At 34.8% G+C, this 20,024-nt stretch carries 16 protein-coding genes; 2 read left to right on the plus strand and 14 right to left on the minus strand.

Features of this window, described 5'->3' with window-relative positions; translation table 11 throughout:
- Window position 1: 1 nt before the first annotated feature.
- The 4 genes from uxaC to AC3B5D_RS06645 all read right to left on the minus strand — a co-directional run bounded on the left by uxaC (window position 2) and on the right by AC3B5D_RS06645 (window position 5,596).
- Window positions 2–1,423, minus strand: coding sequence for a glucuronate isomerase (uxaC, locus tag AC3B5D_RS06630; protein WP_489840808.1), 1,422 nt, complete (start codon window positions 1,421–1,423; stop codon window positions 2–4).
- A gap of 14 nt (window positions 1,424–1,437) precedes the next feature.
- A complete protein-coding gene (locus AC3B5D_RS06635; RefSeq protein ID WP_489840807.1) occupies window positions 1,438–2,991 on the minus strand; it encodes a tagaturonate epimerase family protein in 1,554 nt (517 codons plus the stop codon).
- A gap of 31 nt (window positions 2,992–3,022) precedes the next feature.
- A complete protein-coding gene (locus AC3B5D_RS06640) occupies window positions 3,023–4,450 on the minus strand; it encodes a glycoside-pentoside-hexuronide (GPH):cation symporter (RefSeq protein ID WP_489840806.1) in 1,428 nt (475 codons plus the stop codon).
- A 195-nt stretch (window positions 4,451–4,645) separates the two neighbouring features.
- Window positions 4,646–5,596, minus strand: a complete 951-nt coding sequence (locus AC3B5D_RS06645) for an AEC family transporter (RefSeq protein ID WP_489840805.1) — start codon at window positions 5,594–5,596, stop codon at window positions 4,646–4,648.
- A gap of 275 nt (window positions 5,597–5,871) precedes the next feature.
- Between AC3B5D_RS06645 and AC3B5D_RS06650 the strand changes: the two genes are divergently transcribed.
- A complete protein-coding gene (locus AC3B5D_RS06650; protein WP_489840804.1) occupies window positions 5,872–7,275 on the plus strand; it encodes a glycoside hydrolase family 28 protein in 1,404 nt (467 codons plus the stop codon).
- Between the two features lie 883 nt (window positions 7,276–8,158).
- On the opposite strand, the gene AC3B5D_RS06655 is transcribed toward AC3B5D_RS06650, so the two are convergent.
- From AC3B5D_RS06655 to gnd, 4 genes are all read right to left on the minus strand, one after another.
- Entirely contained in the window at window positions 8,159–9,718 is a 1,560-nt protein-coding gene (locus AC3B5D_RS06655) for a family 43 glycosylhydrolase (protein WP_489840803.1), read from the minus strand.
- A 2-nt stretch (window positions 9,719–9,720) separates the two neighbouring features.
- Window positions 9,721–11,154, minus strand: coding sequence for a glycoside-pentoside-hexuronide (GPH):cation symporter (locus AC3B5D_RS06660; protein ID WP_489840802.1), 1,434 nt, complete (start codon window positions 11,152–11,154; stop codon window positions 9,721–9,723).
- 110 nt (window positions 11,155–11,264) lie between these two features.
- Window positions 11,265–11,894, minus strand: coding sequence for a bifunctional 2-keto-4-hydroxyglutarate aldolase/2-keto-3-deoxy-6-phosphogluconate aldolase (locus AC3B5D_RS06665; RefSeq protein ID WP_489840801.1), 630 nt, complete (start codon window positions 11,892–11,894; stop codon window positions 11,265–11,267).
- A gap of 68 nt (window positions 11,895–11,962) precedes the next feature.
- Window positions 11,963–12,862, minus strand: coding sequence for a phosphogluconate dehydrogenase (NAD(+)-dependent, decarboxylating) (gnd, locus tag AC3B5D_RS06670; protein ID WP_489840800.1), 900 nt, complete (start codon window positions 12,860–12,862; stop codon window positions 11,963–11,965).
- A 306-nt stretch (window positions 12,863–13,168) separates the two neighbouring features.
- Between gnd and AC3B5D_RS06675 the strand changes: the two genes are divergently transcribed.
- Window positions 13,169–13,885 carry a GntR family transcriptional regulator gene (locus AC3B5D_RS06675; RefSeq protein WP_489840799.1) on the plus strand — a complete coding sequence of 239 codons (717 nt, stop codon included), beginning with the start codon at window positions 13,169–13,171 and terminating at the stop codon, window positions 13,883–13,885.
- 117 nt (window positions 13,886–14,002) lie between these two features.
- Here the strand turns inward: AC3B5D_RS06675 and AC3B5D_RS06680 are convergent, their stop codons facing one another.
- The 6 genes from AC3B5D_RS06680 to AC3B5D_RS06705 all read right to left on the minus strand — a co-directional run bounded on the left by AC3B5D_RS06680 (window position 14,003) and on the right by AC3B5D_RS06705 (window position 19,986).
- Window positions 14,003–16,315, minus strand: a complete 2,313-nt coding sequence (locus tag AC3B5D_RS06680; RefSeq protein ID WP_489840798.1) for a glycoside hydrolase family 31 protein — start codon at window positions 16,313–16,315, stop codon at window positions 14,003–14,005.
- A gap of 208 nt (window positions 16,316–16,523) precedes the next feature.
- Window positions 16,524–17,414 carry an aldo/keto reductase gene (locus AC3B5D_RS06685; protein WP_489840797.1) on the minus strand — a complete coding sequence of 297 codons (891 nt, stop codon included), beginning with the start codon at window positions 17,412–17,414 and terminating at the stop codon, window positions 16,524–16,526.
- A 108-nt stretch (window positions 17,415–17,522) separates the two neighbouring features.
- Entirely contained in the window at window positions 17,523–18,026 is a 504-nt protein-coding gene (locus tag AC3B5D_RS06690; RefSeq protein WP_489840796.1) for a methylated-DNA--[protein]-cysteine S-methyltransferase, read from the minus strand.
- A 5-nt stretch (window positions 18,027–18,031) separates the two neighbouring features.
- The gene (locus AC3B5D_RS06695) at window positions 18,032–18,718 is read right to left on the minus strand and encodes a competence protein ComK (protein WP_489840795.1); all 687 of its coding nucleotides are present in this window, start codon (window positions 18,716–18,718) and stop codon (window positions 18,032–18,034) included.
- 83 nt (window positions 18,719–18,801) lie between these two features.
- On the minus strand, window positions 18,802–19,305 hold the full coding sequence (locus tag AC3B5D_RS06700; protein WP_489840794.1) for a hypothetical protein: 504 nt from the start codon (window positions 19,303–19,305) through the stop codon (window positions 18,802–18,804).
- A gap of 252 nt (window positions 19,306–19,557) precedes the next feature.
- Window positions 19,558–19,986 carry an OsmC family protein gene (locus AC3B5D_RS06705; RefSeq protein ID WP_489840793.1) on the minus strand — a complete coding sequence of 143 codons (429 nt, stop codon included), beginning with the start codon at window positions 19,984–19,986 and terminating at the stop codon, window positions 19,558–19,560.
- Window positions 19,987–20,024 lie beyond the last annotated feature (38 nt).

Consider the following 20,024-nt stretch of genomic DNA (forward strand, 5'->3'; position numbering starts at 1 on the left):
TTTAATCAAAGAATCCAAAATACTTATATGCATTATTAAACGAAATATCTTGAACAACCTTACCTAAAACATCAATATCTTCTGGTACACGACCTTGATCTGATAACTTACCAAAGAAGTTACTTAGAACTCTACGGAAGTATTCATGGCGCGGATATGACAAGAAACTACGCGAATCAGTCAGCATACCTACAAAGTTTGGTAGTAAGCTTTGTTGTGCAAATACTCTTAGTTGGTCATCCATTCCTTCAGCAGTATCGTTAAACCACCAAGCTGCACCTAATTGTAATCTCTGTTTTGTGCCACCACCTTGGAAAGCCTGCATCATAGTTGCTAACTCCATCCAATCATTTGAATTCAAAGAATAGAAAATAATCTTTGGCATAATTCCTTCTGCTGACATTTTTGTTAATAATTTTTGTAATCCATCAACAATATCTGGCTGTGTTCCAACTGCATCATAACCTGTATCAGGTCCAAGACTGTTATACATTGGTGTATTTAAATCACGAATGGAATTGACATGGAATTGCATTACCCAATCAAATTCATCATTTAGTCTCATTAAGACTTCCAATAAAGCAGTGATATAACCATCATGTTCAACCATTGTTAACGCTTCACCCGATGCAGCTTTAGTTAAGATACGATCTGCTTCTTTTTCTGTAATATCGACAAAATGATAATTTAACAATGAGTGATCAGATAATTTTCCTCCCAAAGTTTTAAAATATTCAAAGCGTTGACGCAATGCTTCTTTAAGTGATGAAAATGAATTCACTTCAATGCCTGAAATATCACTCAATTCTTTCAAATATTCCCCAAAACCAGGTTTTTCAATCTGAATTAATTTATCAGGTCTCATTGCTGGAATAGTTTTAAAACCATTCTTTTTCTCATCCCTTTTAAGTAACTTATGGAATCGCAAATCTGAAGCGGGATCATCAGTTGTAGCAACAAGCTTCACGTGTGCATTTTTAATTAAATTACGAGGCTTGAAATCATCAGTTGCCAACAAAGCATTCGCTTTTTCCCAAATATATGGTGCTGACTTAACAGTCAGTGCTTCATCAATCCCAAAGAATCTCTTAAGTTCAAGATGCGTCCATTCATATAACGGATTACCGTAAGCATGTTCGATTGTATCAGCCCATGCCATAAACTTCTCATATTCATCACCATCTCCGGTAATAAGCTCTTCATCCACCCCATTTGCTCGCATTAAACGCCATTTATAGTGATCTCCAAAAGTACCTTCATTTAGCCAAATTCTACTAATATTAGGATAATTTTTATTTTCGTAAATTGCTTCAGGATTCAAATGACAGTGGTAGTCGATGATAGGCATATCTTCTGCATATTCATGAAACAAACGCTTTGCTGTTTCCCCTTCAAGTAAGAAATCTTCATCTAATAACTTCATTATTTTCACCTCGATTAATTCTTAGGTTCATATTTTTCTAATACTGCTTCTTTGCTTGCCTCAATACCTTGTAGTAAATCAACATGTTCTGCCATATGAATATTCAAGAACTTGTCATATTCATCAGCATGCGTTAGTAACAAGTCATAAAGGCGATCCCTGTAAATTTTCTTGTAATCTACTGTGTATCCTAGTATTGATCCATACATCGTATGCAATACTTGTCGAGCATCATCATCAATCAATAATTGACTAACATTGTCTTTATTAATCGTTTCTGGCTTCGGTGCCTTGCCATCAGTTTGAGCATTAAATACATAAAAGTCCTTAACGTCATCCAAATTATCGTAACTAAACTTATACAATTCAATCAAAAAGTCAGGATCTTCTTGTGCTACTACTCGTAAAGCTTCCAACCAGTTTGTTCCAGCCGTTTTAACATGCCAACCGTGTTCATTTGCTAAACGAGCAATTATAGGGTAAACGGATAACTTATCAGAACCAGAATGTACACTCAACTTATATCCAAATTTCTCTGCAATTGCTTCATGTTCAGAGAATTCCTTTTCAAATCGTGCCTCATCTCCAATGTAATCAATTGCTTTTTGGAACTCACCATAGAAACGTGGTGCTAGAGTTTCAGGTGTCACACCTGCATCTGCTAGTTCATTAGCGAAGAAATAATGTTGTGCAGGTGTCGTTGAAACCGGTGCCTCATCAACCGAAATTTCATAATCTAATGCAAATGGCTTTACATAGGTCTTATCAATATACTCAGCAAATAATACACCTTCATTGAACACTAATACTGATTCTTTTAAATCACGACTTGAAAATGTTACTTGCATGCCATTCCCAAGTTCAAAAGTCTTATTTAAATACTTTTTTTCAAATGCTTCACGAGTGTTGGCAGACAACTTGTTGTATTCAGCATCTAAATCTTTGTCAGAATATTCCAAAAATTCCGTACGAGTTTGCTCTGTTAAATCTAATGTAATCATTGTTGCTCCAGCACGAACTGCGTAGTCAATTTCATAAGAACTCTTAACGTGATCTCCGTCAGCACCCCAACCATCTTTATAGCCTTCTTCAAAAACAGACCAAGAAGCAGCTTGGATAACATCAGTAAAAGTTCGATTACTTAATAGCAACTCCCTAATAGATTGTTGTGCAAGCACTGGGAAAATATGACGACCTTTTAATAATTTCAAATGTGCATTTGAGGCCAATCCAAGCCGATCACCTAAACCAAGTGTGTACTTATAGCCATGACGTGATGAAGGTTTCAACCATGGGAGGCGCTTTGCTAGAGCTACATTATTAAAGAAATTCAAATCACCTGTAATTAATACATAATCATCATCTTGTAATACTTCTGTTGCTTGAAAATCCTTTACATCAGTAGCATTTTCATATACCACTAATGTTTTTTTCTTACCTTCTTTGTAAAGAAAATAAACATTACGACGATCAATTTGTATTGATGGTCTATATATCTTCTCATCAACCTCAGCCTCAGAATCTTCAATTAAAGCTTTAACATCTTTTAATAAACTTTCTAATAACATTTTTTATTCCCCCTAATATTTCCTTATTTCTTTATAGCGTTCCATTTTCCCAACGACCATGATCTAAATCATCTGAAATATTTTTGAATTTAGTATCATCAAGCCGGAACAAGAACCAAATAATAATTCCTGCAGCTGCCAAACAGATAGCTGGATATAAGGTCATCGCGATCTTAATTCCATTTAAGGCTGCTTCAGTTTGAACATGATTTGCTATATATCCTGTCATTGCAAGCAATCCTGAAGAAACCAATGCTGCAATGGATTGTGCAATTTTACGTGAGAAATTAAACGCAGCATATGTAATTCCCTCTTTACGATGACCTGTATGCCACTCACCATAGTCAATTGCATTTGAAACAAGCGCCCAAGTAATCCCATTTGGAATTGCCAAAGCTACATAGCCAATCGTTACAAAGATGATAAATGTGTACAAATTTGTTGGTAGTAAATAGTTAATTGTATTTGCAATAGCTCCAATAAATAGACTAACTACCGCCGTTTTCTTTTGACCGAAATGCTTCGTCAAACTAGGTACCATAAACACACCAACAACTGAACTTCCCATCATAATAAAATTAATAATTGGTTGAAGCCCGATATTTCCTAAATTATATTGTGCATAGAATACCATCATCTGATTATTTGTATTCATGGCAGAAATTGTGAAAAGCGTCATTAAAATTAATGCTCCTAATGGACCGTTTGTGAAGATTACTCGGAAATAATCCTTCATTGATTCTTTTTCAGCTTTATCACGCTTAACCTTTAGATTTTCACGCGTTCCTAAGAAGCAGACCAAAAAGCCTAAAACACCCATAATTCCAAAAATTGCAGCTGCAATGGTATAACCATGTAAAGGATGACCACCACTTGTAAATTGCATCAAAGGAATAAAAGCAACACCAGCAACCAATTGAGCAACTACCGATCCAACCTGGCGAGTTGTTGACATAAAACTACGATCTTCAAGATTTCTACTCATTACTGACGCAAGCGAACCATAGGGATCGTTTGTCATCGAATAAAATACTCCCCAAATCATATACGTAATTAACGCATACATAACTTTTTGCGAATCTGACAAGCCCATTGGCATAGTGAATGTAACCACTGTCATTATGGCTAGTAAAATCGATGAAAACATCATTACAGGACGGAATTTTCCATGCTTACCGCCCTCACGATTATCAATCACAGTTCCTACAATTGGATCCATAATCGCATCAAATATTTTGGTAAAGGCAAAAATTCCTCCAACAATACCAGCAGAAATACCAGTACCATCAATCCAAAACTTTGTTAGATATGCTTGACCTAAATCAAACATAAACCCATTTCCCATGTCCCCAAAGCCATACGCTACTTGTTGCTTTTTTGGAATACGCTTTGATGAATCATTAAGTAACACTTCTGTCTCTGACCCCTCTTTGCCAGAAGACACTACTCCGTCTGCCATTTTTATACCTCCGATGGATGGTGACGGCCCTTAAATGTTCACGTGAACATTTAAGGGTACACAACAATAAATAAGACTGCAGCCAAGCAGGTTTTATCATAAAATGTTCGCGTGAACATTTTATGATAAAAATTCCCCTCGTATTCATAATATCACGTTACTATTGAAAGCGCTACCATTATTTTGAATTATTTTTTATCTAATAAAGACTGACAAAATTGGTACCACAAACATACTTAGTAACGTTGATTCTACTACTAAAGTAGAGGCATATTCGCTATCCCCACCATATAGTTGTGCGACCACCGGTGCATTCGTCATAACCGGCATTGCAGATTGAATCAAAAAAACATCCTTCATTAGAGTTCCCCCTGAACTTAAAGACATTAATAATACCGTCACAATTGGCGCAAATAAAAACCTTCCAAGTAAAACGCCAATATTATCAAAACTTAAGAATTTAAAGCTACTCTCAGCTGAAAAACTTGACATTGTTAAACCAATAAAAATCATTGCCAACGGTGTTGTCATATTTCCCAAATAAGTTAAGTCTTTAGAAAAGATTGCGGGTAACTGAACTCCTAAAATAACAAGGACAACACCACAAATAAATCCTAACATTGGTGGTGAAAATACTTTTTTTAAAGTATCCATAATATCAATTTTTTGAGAGGCATTCTTACCATCTTTAGAAATCATATAAGCACCAAATGACCAAAAAATAGCTGTATTAGCCATGTAATACACTAGAACGTAAGGTAAACTAACACTCCCAAATAACGCCATATTTATTGGTAGTCCCACAAAAATTGTATTAGAATTAAAAAACATTGATTGAAAAGTTCCCTTATGATTATCAGGAATACTGAAAATACGTACAAATAACAATGAAAGTAAGTATAAAATAGCCATCGATAAAACAGGAATCCAAATTTTGGGAATTAATAATATAAGTTTGTCTTTTGTAAAATCTTGAGTGAGATTTGTAATCATATAAGATGGTAATGCAATATAAGTTAATAATTTAGGAATAAATCCATGGATTATTTTCAAATTTTCACCTACTAATTTGGATCGCCCTATTAAAAAACCTACAAAAATCAATATGAGCATTTCACAGGATCCTGAAATACTATTTAAAAACATAAATACACCCCCAATGGATATTGCATTAATGCACACGTGAACATTTAAAGCAAAATCAAGATAATTGATACCGCTTACATTTTAGTGTTGCTTCTTTTTTTTGTCAACATTGCTTATTGATTTAAAAATGATTCATAATCTTTAAAATTGACACGATTTATTGAAAGCGCTATCTTTAAGATTGTGAAATGATTCATTTTTATTTGTTTTTAGATTTTTAATAATTTTCTTATTTGTCCTAACTAGAGTGTGTAGATTTTTATTAAGGAGAAAACATGAAACATAAATTGAACGTAATAGAAGTACTATTGTCTCTTATAGCCTTTTCAGTAATATTGAATTTTAACCAACCAATTAGTGCTAATAATACTGAATTTAACATCACTGAAAAAAATAGTAAATCCAATCCAACAAAAGCTATTCAAACTAAAATTAATTCAATATCTAAAAATGGTGGTGGTAAAATTAATATTACCGCTGGAACATATAACGTAAAATATCTCGATTTAAAAAGCAATGTTGAAATTCATTTATCCGCTGGGTCTAAAATAATTTTTTCAAATAAATTTAGCGATTTTCCGGCAATTTCCACGCGTTATGAAGGGCAAAACGTAAAAATGCGACATGCTGATATTTATGGTAAAAATGTTAAAAATGTTGCCATTACCGGATCTGGTACAATTGATGGTAATGGTGGCAAGTGGTGGAAGATGTATAATAAGGCCAAAGAAGGGCCTTTAAAAAATGCAGACAAAATTCCTTTTAAATATTCTCGTCCATACCTTGTTGCATTCGACAATAGTTCTCAAGTTCGCATATCGGGTATTACATTGAAAAATTCACCTGCATGGACAATTCATCCATTAGAAAGTCACAACATTTTAATTCAAGGCGTTAATATAAATAATCCTATCGATTCTCCCAATACTGATGGTATTGATCCAGAGTCTTCTCAAAACGTAAAAATCATCAATAATACAATTAATGATGGTGATGATTGTATTGCAATTAAATCTGGTACAGAGGCTACTAAAAAGAAAAGTCCAACAAAAAATATAATTATTTCAAATAATTTAATGAAACATGGCCATGGTGGTGTTACTTTTGGTAGTGAAATGAGTGGTGGAATTTCCGATGTTACAATTAATAATAATATTTTTGACCAAACTGATCGTGGTATAAGAATGAAGACACGTCGTGGTAGAGGTGGCTATATTAAAAATGTATCCGTTTCAAATATCACAATGCACAAAGTATTGACCCCACTTGCTATTAATGCAATGTATGGACATAGCGGTTCTCAAAAAGATTCTTATTTATCAGATGAAAAACAAGCAATTGATAAAACAACACCAAGCATTAAAAATATATCCATATCAGATGTTACAGCGACTGGTGTTACTTCAGTAGCAGGTTTTGTTTATGGTATTCCAGAATCACCAGTTAATGGAATACGGCTTTCAAATATGAATATCTATATGAAGAAAAATGCTACGGCAGAAGAACCCGAGATGATTGATAACTCCCAAAAATATGCTGATTCTGGTTTTTGGTTTAAAAATACTAAAAACGCACAACTTCGTAATATTAATATCTATGGATTAAAAACAGATGTATTTTCAAATAACGAAAATAACTATAATATTTCTCAAGAAAATATTGTGAATCTAAACAATTAATTAGGGGAATATTGAAATAGAACATCTCGCTCCATCCTTAAATATCAATAATTTAGTTGAGGTTATCATTATTTTATTTTTTTGATTATGTCATATTAAAAATTAAATTATGAAATTTCCTTTGTCGTTCTACGAAATTCAAAAAAGGCTGTTGTTTCAATCACACTGATAGCAAAATTAGTTAATTAAATATATTAACCATTGAATAGCTGAATTTCCCATAAATTTGGCTATTTTTTGTTTGTAATTTTACGGGTAGAAATGATATTTAAAGACAATATGCTTAGTAAATATTGAACGCCCGTTTTGTTATAGGTGAATCTCTTTGCATTTGCCACATCACATTATGAGGCAAAAAATTATATGCATGAGCAATATGCTTCAGGCTGACATTTTCACTTAATTTTATAACACCTGCTTGTTTAACATTAGTCATAATATGATTACTTGTACTATCTGACAACTTGGCTAACGCTGTCAGATGACATTGTGGACAACCATATTTTTACTTATGAATGAATCAATAATTGATTAAATATATTAGCAGTATGAAATAAGACATATTTGTACTAGGTTCGTCCCATTTTCGTTCATTAAACAAGAATAGTGCAGAAAGTAATTATTGTAAGATAATCTCAAATGACAAGTAAAATCTTAATATACTTATCCATGTTAGCGATCCTTTCTAGATAAATTTTGTTTGGTAGCCTAGTTACAATTGGTCTGCTTATACTTTTTTGTTCTCTCCATAAATTATTATACAAAAACAAAGGTACCAATGACTAATCTGTCAAATTAGCTATCGGTACCAAATATTGTAAAACCAAAAAGCAAGAAAGACTTAAAAATCCCACTATCTTCCTTGCTATTATTTTTAAGCAAACTACATAACTTCATACTTAAAGTTTGTAAACGTCGCTTGACTATTATTTCTTCGTTCCATATCTATAACATCTAAACTAATGAAATTACCTGTAAATCCACCTGATAAGAAAGAAATATCCAGCTTACCAAGTTGTCTAACTAAATTACTATCTCGAATAGTAAATTTAGCTTCGTTGTTATCTACGACAATTTCAAATTGATAATTATAAAGGTTATCAATTTGACAAGTACCAATTTGTTCAAATTCACCATTTACTTCTTGTTGCAACACCGCACACGGCTCTCCCTTTTCAGAAGTAGTTATCATTATCAAAATAAAATTAGATAAGTCTAAATAAAGCGCCATTCCTGCTAATTGTAAATAGTTGTTCGCTTTATAATACATGTTAACTGAAGCACGATACTTAAAATCAGTTTGTCTGGTACCTATTATATGCTGTTCAAAAGCTGATTGTGGTGACTGGCCACCCTTAATAGTCAACCCTTTTTCACTTGGTACTAGCCATTCATTAGAACTGAAATTTCGTAGTACATTCCAATGTTCTTGATTAATTGGGTCACTACTTGTCAATGAATCTTCAAAGGAGTTATTTAGGTCGCCACTCTCTTCAACGAATTTTGGAGCTTGTACCTCATCAGAAGGAATATTTTTACCAGTAGTTAATTCTAACCATCCAGAGTCTGTCCATTGAACCTTTTGAATAGCCGTCTCACGACCTAAAATTGGATATATTCCGTCTAATGGTCTTGTACACAAATGAGCAATATACCACTCATGATCATTTGTTTCCATTAAGCTAGCATGTCCAGAAGACTGTAAAATTATTTCTGGATGATTCTTTGATGTTAGCATTGGATTATTAGGATCCACCTCATATGGTCCCCATATATTTTTACTTCTTGCTACCGTTTCTTGGTGTGCTTCATCTACTCCAGTACCACCTTCTGCACACAACAAATAATACCAACCATCATGCTTATATACTTGTGGAGCTTCAGTTTTCTGTGGTTTTGTGCCCATAAATATTTTCTTAGAAGTACCTTCTAAGTGAAAATCATCTAACGAAATTTTCTGACATACAACACCTGCTGATTTATTATGAGTACTTAATCGATAATCCCATATCTCATTAATAAAGTACGCTTCATCGTCATCGTCAATAAATAATGATGGATCAAATCCTGAGCTGTTAACATATACCGGTTCACTCCATGGGCCATGAATATCTGATGCTTTAGTAATATAATTGTCAACATCTTTATATGGCACTCTAGTTGCATTTACGACTGTATAAACAGCATAATAAATACCATTATGATATTTAATGAATGGAGCCCAAATTGAACCTCCTGTTGGTTTTCCATTTAAATCAACTAATTTAGGATCATTTAAAATAGACGTTTCATACTTCCAATTAACCAAATCATCAGATACATAAACTCTAATCCCAGGAAGCCATTCAAATGTTGAAACGGCTAGATAATAATGTTTATCATCTTTAAATAAAACTGGATCAGGATTAAAACCTGTTAATACTGGATTTTTTATAATCGCCATGTTTACTTCCCTTCAGCCTCTTCAGCCATTTCCTTCAAATTACGTGCTTGTAATTCAGACGAAATTTTTTCATATGTTTTTTTATCAAGATTATAGAATTTCATAGAAAAGATTGCTATGAAATAAATAATGATAGGAATAACTGTCGTTGCAATCACAATACCATGTAGAGCGCCTGGTGTTTGATGACTTGTGGCAGCCACATATCCTGTTGCAGAAAGAACTAATCCTGGAATCATACCTCCAAGGGCATTTCCACATTTAAATACAAAACCAATAATTGCATAGATTACACCACCCATTCTCTTATTAGTCATGTATTCACCATATTCAACGGTTTCTGGCACCAAAGCCCACATATAAGCTGAGATCATACCATTACCAACAGAAGCAATACCTCTTGAAATAAAGATCCAAGTAATCCACTCTGGTCGGGCAAAAAATAGTCCTGCCATTCCAATAATATCCGTAGCAACTGATAAAATAATTAATTGGAATTTAGTCATGTGTTCAGATAACCATGGAATAATTGGAATAAACGCAAGTGCTGGAAGTGTTCCAGCAAGAGAATACCATTTTACTAAATCTTCTCTTCCAACATAATAAGTTACATAATAAATACCTGTTGAACTAACTATCGACTTAACCCCATAGATAACAAAGAAGAACACACACAATACCATTAAAGGACGATTATGAATAAGTTGTTCAAAAACATCTTTAACACTAACCTTTGTATGAGATGAAGGAACTTTAACACGCTCATGAGTACTAAAGAAGCAACCCCACAAAAGAAGTCCGCCCATTACACCCATAACAATCATAGCTAGTTGCCAACCTTTTGCTGCTCCCATACTCTTAGTAAATATCTCTGCTAAAAATGGCACAAAATAAGCTACAATAACTTGACCAACATTTGCTAAGAAAGTACGATATGTTGTTAAACTAACAGATTCTTGCTGATTATTTGTCATTGCTGAAGTTAAACTACCATATGGTACGTTTACTGCCGTATAACATACCGACAATAAAATATAAGTAACGTATGCGTAAACTAATTTTGCTGCTCCCCCAAAGTTTGGAACAGTAAAACATAGCACAGCCAATAGTGCAAACGGAATTGCACCCCATAGTAGAAATGGTCGATATTTACCATACTTAGTATTTGTTTTGTCAACAAAAAACCCAATAACAGGATCGCTGACTGCATCAATAATTCTTACTACAAAGAAAATAAGACCTGCTGCACCAGCAGACAAACCAAAAACATTAGTATAGAAGAATAATAGATATGATGACAAACTTGCATAAACTAAATTACAAGCAAAGTCCCCAAGACCAAATCCTACTTTTTCACCAAAACCAATATGTCCAATTGGACGTATTTTCGAATTAATCGCAACAGCCTCCGCTGTTGTTCGATTCTTTTCTGTCATAATATGACCCCCCAAAAAAAATAAATAATATAGTTGGTTCTTCGAACAAACTAATTATAACAAAAAAATCCTTTTCAGAATATACTTTTTTATTTTTTTTTGTAGTTTTGTTAATCAAACAATTTTAGATACTTTTGTGCCGTTATTTTCATCATTTCCCAATTTTCATCTTCTCCCCAACAAGTTAAATCTCCTCCAACTGCAATAATTTTTGCTCCTGCTAATAGCCAATTTTTAGCATTATCAAGTGACACTCCACCAGTAGGCATCAAAATTGCTTGTGGCATAGGTCCTTCAAGAGATCTAACAATTCCTGTTGAAAGCTCAGAAGCTGGAAATAACTTAATTATTTCACTACCAAATTCAAGTGCTCGTTTAATTTCCGACGGAGTTGTTGCTCCGGGCAAATATGGAATTTGATAAAAATTTGCTTGTTTGGCAATTTTTTTATCAAAAAAAGGTGACACAATAAATTTCGCTCCCGCCATAATTGCCAATGTTGCTGTAGTTACATTAGATACTGTACCAGCTCCAATAACTATTTCATCATAAAAATATTTTTGATTATATTCACGAATTATATTAAGAACATTAGGCACTGAAAAAGTAATTTCTATACTTTTAATTCCTGAATCCACAAGGGTTTCAATACTTTTCCTGGCTTGCTCCTCATTTTTTGTTCTAATAATTGCAACTATTCCATTATTTTTTAAACTATTTATAATAGTCCCTCTATCCATTTTTTAATCCCCCTCATTAAAAAAGCGTGATATTACATAAATACCACGCACAACTAATTTATCATTATTTACTTCTTATCAACAGCATGTCCGCCGAATCCATTACGCAATGCAGCAACAACTTTACCAGTAAAAGTATCATCTTGCATTGAACGATAGCGTGCTGCTACCGCTGCATAGATAACCGGTGTTGGCACTTGATTATCCATTGCATCTTCAACTGTCCATTGACCTTCACCATTTGAATGCATCCGACCCAAAATGCCATCAAGATGTGCATCATCTTTAAATGCATCTTCTGCTAACTCCATCAACCAACTACGAACTACTGATCCATGATTCCACAGCTTAGCAACGGCAGCATTGTCATAATTAAAGCTCGAAGCTTCCAATACTTCAAAACCTTCTCCAATAGCTTCCATCATTCCATATTCAATACCGTTATGAACCATCTTTAAATAATGTCCTGAACCTGCTTTACCAGTATAAAGATATCCATCCTTTTGAGCAATTCCTTCAAATAATGGACGAATTGCTTCAAATGATTCTGCATCATCACCACCAACCATGAAATTACCACCATTTAAAGCTCCACGCCAACCACCAGAAGAACCAGCATCAAAATAATGAATTCCCTTCTCAGAAATCAAACGATTATGACGCAAACTATCTTTCCAGAAAGTATTTCCCCCATCAATTAAGTAATCACCTTCATCAAGTAACTCGCCTAAATTAGCAATAGTCTCATCCGTTGGCTTCCCTGCTGGCACCATTACCCAAACCAAACGTGGCTTTTCAAGAGTATCAACCATTTCTTTTAGTGTAGATACTCCTTTTGCACCATAACTTTGAGCCTCTTTTACCAAATCAGCGTTCAAATCAAACCCAACAACTTTATTATCATTGCGAATCATATTTTGAGCAAGATTAATTCCCATTTTACCAAGACCAACTAATCCGATTTCCATTACCTTTACCTCGTATAAATTCGTTATTTCGTGAAATGTTCACGTGAAACTTTACAAGTAAATTATAACACTTGCTCACTTATTTTCAAACAAATCCTTTTGAATTAAATACTAAGAATTATCACTATTTTTCTATTTAATAAATTGATCCTAACTAGTTAATGACTATGTTTTAATACACATAAAACTAGCGTAACCAGAATATATATTATGCAATGCTGTAATCGATATACTATAATAAATTTTATAATATTTTGATAAGGCTTCAACTTATTTTGCCATAATTATTTTCTTAGAGGTTTTATAATGACACAATCACAACCAAAATATCGCATTATTGCAAATCAAATACTAACTCGTATCCAAGATGGTACCTATCCATTAAACAGCTTTATTCCAAAGGAAATTGATTTAGTTGATCATTTTCAGGTTAGTCGACCAACGATTCGGCAAGCCATTCAGGTCCTTGTCAACGAAGGTTATTTAGCTCGTCGAAAAAAATTAGGTACTTGGGTAAAAGCAACCAAAATTGAGCAAAACTTTACCCATATGATTAAAAGCTATTCTGATGAGATGGACGAAAAAGGGGTTATTCCAAAAACAAAAGTCATTAGTCTAACAAAAACGATTGTCACACCAGAAATTCAAACAGCTCTACAGTTGACGACTAATGATACTATTTTTGCTTTAACACGATTAAGATATGCTGACGATGAGCCTATTTTATTGACAACTTCATATATTCCAACAAAATATTTACCTGATTTTGATCATCACAACTTTGAAACAGAATCTGTTTTACATACGTTTGAAGCACATCATCTAAATATGACCCATGCGTCACGAACATTAGAACTTTTGCGTGCAGATGAAACAACTGCTGCATTATTACAAATACCATTAGATGACCCCTTATTCTACTTCCATACTATCACCTATACCAAAGATGATATTCCTGTAGAATATGCCTTATCAAAATATCGCGGTGATATCAGTTCTTTTAAGATTGAAGTCAATCAATAGATCTAACTATAATTAAGTACTGCTAACGAATTAGCACGCGTTGGCAGTACTTTTTGTAGCATACAAAAAAAGTGAGATAGTCATCTCTATCTCACTTAATAAAAGAACTTTCATTATTTATTGAATCAATGTTGCGTATTCCACAATCATTGATTGTAGGTTACAATCATCCAATGTTTGCGCATAAGTTGCCAATTTCATAGCCGTCATATCTGAATTATCAACCTTTTTCAATATCTCACGTTTTTCTTCATAAGACATTTCCGCACCTTGTAATTGATCTAATAATTGTTGCCGTGCACGTTGACTTTGTTTTGTATCTGTTTGTGCCTGCCCATGATATTGGTCATTATTATGCAGTGCCAATTCAGATTGACCATCAATTGTGAAAGCATGTAACTTAAAGGTCATTGTTCGATTTATAGGGATAATGTGATCTGGATCAATCACATGTGTTGTTAGTTGACCATCTTGCACAGTTATTTTAGTTTGTGCAATCGCATGGCCAACATGTTCATACATTGTATATGAATTATCTTTTTGACCATAAACATGGATATCAATATCTTCAGGTAAGACATCTGCTAATTGCATGGCATCACTGGTCATTGGCACAATTGCCCCTAGTCTTGCTAATACTGGTATATTTTCTAAGGTTCTTCCGAAGCGAACAGTTGTTGCGCCAGACTTATATTGACCATTCAACATTGTACTTGAAACTAGGGGTTGCTCCTCATTCGCATCCCCTTGATAAACAAGATCTGTAAAAATATCCATCCATTCGCCACTTGGTAACCAAGCATCTACAAAGCCAACATGTAAATGCTTATCTTGTGGCGTCGTAATTGGTGCAACCATCAACTCGTTACCAAAGAAATACTGGTTCTTGTATAAATAGCTTTCTTCATTATCAGGATAACGATAATAAAGCGGTTCAATTAATGCACGATCGTTTAAGTTTGTCTGAATGTTTGCACTATCCAAATAAGGTACTAATTGATTTCGTAATCGCAAATAGTGATCCATATACTGGCGCACGTCCTCACGGAATTTCCAAGGTTTCTTTCCTGAAAATGGATTATCGGAACTGTGTAGCCGATTGATTGGACTGAATACACCGTATTGCACCCAACGTAATGCCAATTCTGGATCAAAGCTACCTTTCATATGACCGCCAATATCATGACTCCACCAAGTATAACCAATATTGGTTGCCGTATTTGTAAAGTATGGTTGGAAATTTAAGGATGCCCATGTGATGACAGTGTCGCCAGAAAAGCCCACTGGATAGCGATGTGAACCCGGTCCAGCATACCGTGATAAAATCAAACCTTCACCATCATGTGATTGTGCATTATCCAAATAATGATAATGATTTAAACTCCACAAAGGTTCCACTTTATCCTTACTACGACTAGAACCCTGTTGCCAATCCAACCACCAAAAATCCAATCCTTGCTTTTCAAGCGGATGATGAACATCTTCAAAATAAGCCTCACGGAATTTTGGATTATCAAAATCGAATGATGCTGGTTCTTCATGAACAGTATCCAAGCCAAGACGTTTGGCGACTGCTGGATACGCATCCTCAAAAGCACGAATACCACCGGCGGGATGTGTATTGACTGTAATATGCTTGTATCTCTTTTTCAATTCCGCTAAAAATTTTTCAGGATTTGGAAATAATTTACGATTCCATGAATAGCCAGTCCAAGTGCTACCAAAGCGTGCTGGCACATCATTTGTCCGATGCCAATCCATATCAATAACCGAAACACTAATCGGTACACCTTCTGCTTCAAAATGATCCATGAGGTTTAAATATTCATCTTGTGTATATTTATAATAACGACTCCACCAATTGCCTAATGCATAACGTGGCAAAATTGGTGTTTTACCACTCAGATGATAATAATCAGCTAATGCTTGTCGATAATCACGACCATATGCAAAGAAGTAGCCATCGGTTTGTTCAGGTACTCGTGGCACAAAGGCATTATCTGCTAAAGCAAATGATTCTGTATCATCCAAATAGGCATAACCATTACGGCTCATAATACCATTTTCAAGTGGTGTCGCACCATCAACCACATCCAATGTTGGAATCGTACCACCCAAATTACCAGGTTCTTTTTCACCGAAATACCAGCGACTATCATGTAATCGATATTGATACTTTGAATCAATTCGTAAGTTACTACCTGCAAAGGCGCCACCATCATAATAAAGATGGAAATAAGCTGTCTCAATTTCTATAAGATGTGCGTCATTGTCTTCTTTAACTGTATAATCAACATCATCAAAATCACGATTGACAACCAATTGCGTTTGCCGATCTTCAAACCTACCTGATTCTGAATACTCTAATCGAATTAAACGATCCGTTAGTAATGTGAATCGATAATGCTGTCCTTGTACAATGTTTGTCATCAATAATCCCCCCTGAATAATATTATCTACGCTTTCAGTATAGCAATTATGTAAGCGTTTACGCAAATAACAAAAAAAGGTTGGCCCATCGATCATTATGAACAGCTAAAAAGGACGTCAATCTATCAATTTGAAATTGGTAGATCAACGCCCTTAAACGTGTTCCAAAAGACTGAAGCCGATTGCCTCACTCTTTCAATAAATGATACTAAGCTTTAAAAGCCTCATCAATTGTATGATATTCATCAGCTGATAACTGAACATCTAACGACTTTGCTAAATCAGTTGCTTGTTCAGCATTACGAGCACCTGGAATCACCAAACTAATATTTGGATTTGCCATGTACCACGCCAAAACAACATGTGTTAATGATGTTTGGTGTGCATCCGCAATCTGACGTAATTCATCAAGACCTGTCATGATCTGATCAAATTTCGCATCATCTAAACGATCAAATTTTTCACGATCCGACTTGCCATAACGACCAGTTAATAGACCAGATTCCAATGGGAAATAAGGTACAAAACCAATACCGTGCTCACGAAGATAGTCGAAGCGTTCTTGCTCCTCATCACGATGTGCCAGACTATAGTAATCTTCATCAAAATCAACTTTACCAGTTGCATTAGCTTCCTTTAGTTGATCAAAACTAAAGTTTGAAACACCAATCGCACGAATCTTACCTGCTTGCTTTAACTTATCAAGCGCTTCAACGGCAGCCAATTTATCTGACGTATCATCTGGAAAATGAATATAAAAAATATCAATATAATCTGTCTTTAAACGCTTCAAAGACTCTTCCACCGTTTTTACTAAAAATTCTGGACTGTTATCTGGTGCCAAATCTTTATCTGGATTTTGAGCACCCTTCGTTGCAATAATAATCTTACTACGGTCATAGTCTTGGATAACATCCCCAATAATTTCCTCTGAACGACCTAAACCATAGACAAACGCAGTATCAAGTACGTTAATACCCGCATCCAATGCGGCGCGTACTAATTCATAACCATCTTGTTCGTCCAAATGATCAAATAAATTGTGACCACCAACCTTGTTAGTTCCTAAACCTAACTTGTGTGCAAATTCTAATGTCATGTTAGTACTCCCTTTTTGATTGATTGTATGATATTGATGAAGCAAGCGCTTCATTTCAATTTCATCATATCATACTTTTCTTAAGTTAGTAAAAGGGGTGCTTGTGAATTAAAGGGTGCCCTGTTCAAGAGCTAATAACGCTCGTTTGCGATCAATCCCCCCAGCGTAACCCGTGAGTAAACCATTACTACCAAGTACCCGATGACAAGGTAAAAAAATCGACAACGGATTCGTACCAATGGCATGTCCCACAGCACGTGATAAATGTTTAGCATATACTTCATCTGTCGTTAATTGCTGACAAATGTCTTTGTAAGTAACAGTTTGCCCATAATCAATTTGTTGTAACGTGTGTAACACCTGTTCTTGAAATGATGTCACATGTAACTTAATCGGCATTGTCAGCAAGGGCTGCTTACCGGCAAAGTAATCTGCTAACCATTTTTTAGCTTGTCGTAATACAGGGGTTTCCTTGTCAATAGCCTGTGTTAAATCATACTTGCCACCAAAGTGTTTTTGATTTTCAAACCAACTACCCAATAGTGCGCTGTCATCACTTAACAAGGTCATCTTACCTAACGGCGTTTCAATTACTTGAGAATATTGCTGCATACTTACTAGTCCTTCCTAACATCTTTTTCTTTATCAATATGTTGCATCAAATGCACCATTAATCCTCGAAGCATTTTCTTGACATTAGCCTCCGTCACGTGAATAAGATGTTCTTCTAAAGTTATGACAAGCAACATATCACGTAATCGTTGTCGATCCACATGTTGACTAGCTTCTCTTGGCCAATCAACACAAGATAATACCATTTTATCAAATCGATCACCATGACCCAAAGCATATTGTGTCATCCATAAGCTAACAACTTTTGTTGCAGACAACTGTTTTAAAAACTTTTCTTTATGTTTTGTAATTTGAATGACTGATCCATCACTTAACACAATATTTGTCCGTAACCCCCGAGTTTGTACCGCTACGATATGACGCACATTAATCCATGTTGTTGGGCCACTTTTATAACTAGTGACCGGTACAAACGCATGATTTTGCATCACCCAGCTACGCATTTGCCCACTTAAAGACGGGGGCAACAAACGATAGTATGCTTCTACTTGATTGCAACGACTGACACCTAACACATGTTCTAATTTATTGATCAACCGATTTGTCGATAATAAGGTATCAACAACAGTACCATCTTCATAGTAAACACGTGAAACCGAACGTTGATAACGATCACGTGCGGCAACAATTAGCATCGTCGTATTGGGACAAATCTCACTAATTTCTGTCATCTGTCGAAGAACTTCCTGACAGTATCCTTTGTCTGATATCACGATAGTTTGTGACATATTTTTTTACATTCCTTTATTTAAAACTACGCAGTTCGATTTTGTTTAATGATCTGCTGTAATAATTTTAACCGGCGATGATATGTCATTCGATGAATTTTTAGACGCATACACCGTTGGGTAATTAAGTCATCCGGATAGTGCATAAAATCCATCATTAATTCATGTAATACATGATACTGACGTTGCTTTTTTATTAATTTATCAATCGTTACAACCGTCTCTATTTGTTCAAAGGCTAATTCACTTGTCACAATTTCTGGTATTTCAGTCGCAAAAATATGGCGTGATTCATAACGCTGACTCCCCCGCTGTAAGTCTCGTAAACGCCATAATAACCATTTAAATAACATCGGATTGTCTTGAGGTGTTAACTGTTCACCAGCCAGTAATCGTTTTAATAGTAACAAGCGTAATTCTTGCCGATAATCTTCAAAATTATCATTTTGACGATATACATGTCCCAATTTCAAAACACCACGAATCATTAACTCATATTGGTTCAAAACACTGCCTAATTCCTCAGTCATATAAAAAACTCCTTTGGGTTGTATTTTGTGTTACCATACCACCTCCTATGACTTGCATAACCAGAGAAAAAAGGCTCAATCATCAGAGTTATTTTTTAAAACTTGCTACAATCACCTAATTTGTAACTAAGTCACCATATTTTTTAGTTATTTTTTTCGGGAAAAGTGGTAGACAAATTTAAATAGTCATTAATAACAAATATGACCAATAGACATAAATGTTCGTCAGCCCTGTCATTTTTGATTAACAGATTAATCCCAGTCAAGAACTGCTTCAATACTATAATTGTCACTACCACTTAATAATTGTGATACACAACAACGATTTTCAACTTCACTAACTAATGCTCGCGTTTGTGATAAAGTCTGTCCTGGTACGCATACTTGGGCATGAACTAAAAATTCATAGCGTCCTTTCCCCTTCACATACGATACTTTAGTATGTGCCTTTGCTTGGACGTCAATCTTATGCTCTTTTAGAATAACTGTCATTGTACCAACTAAGCATGTACATAATGACATCCCTAAAAGCTGTTCTGGATTCGTTCCCGGCTCATCATTTAATGGACTACTGGTTGTCACACGAAGTCCATCCTTAGCATAAGCATGCCCATTGAGTCCTTCTTCATTATATGTATCTGTCGTATACATTGCTTTGTCCCATCGCACATCATTCTTCATACTATTGTCTCCTCTTTTTAAAGCATAGTTTTATTGTA

It is taken from the genome of Weissella sp. ESL1177 (assembly GCF_058107185.1).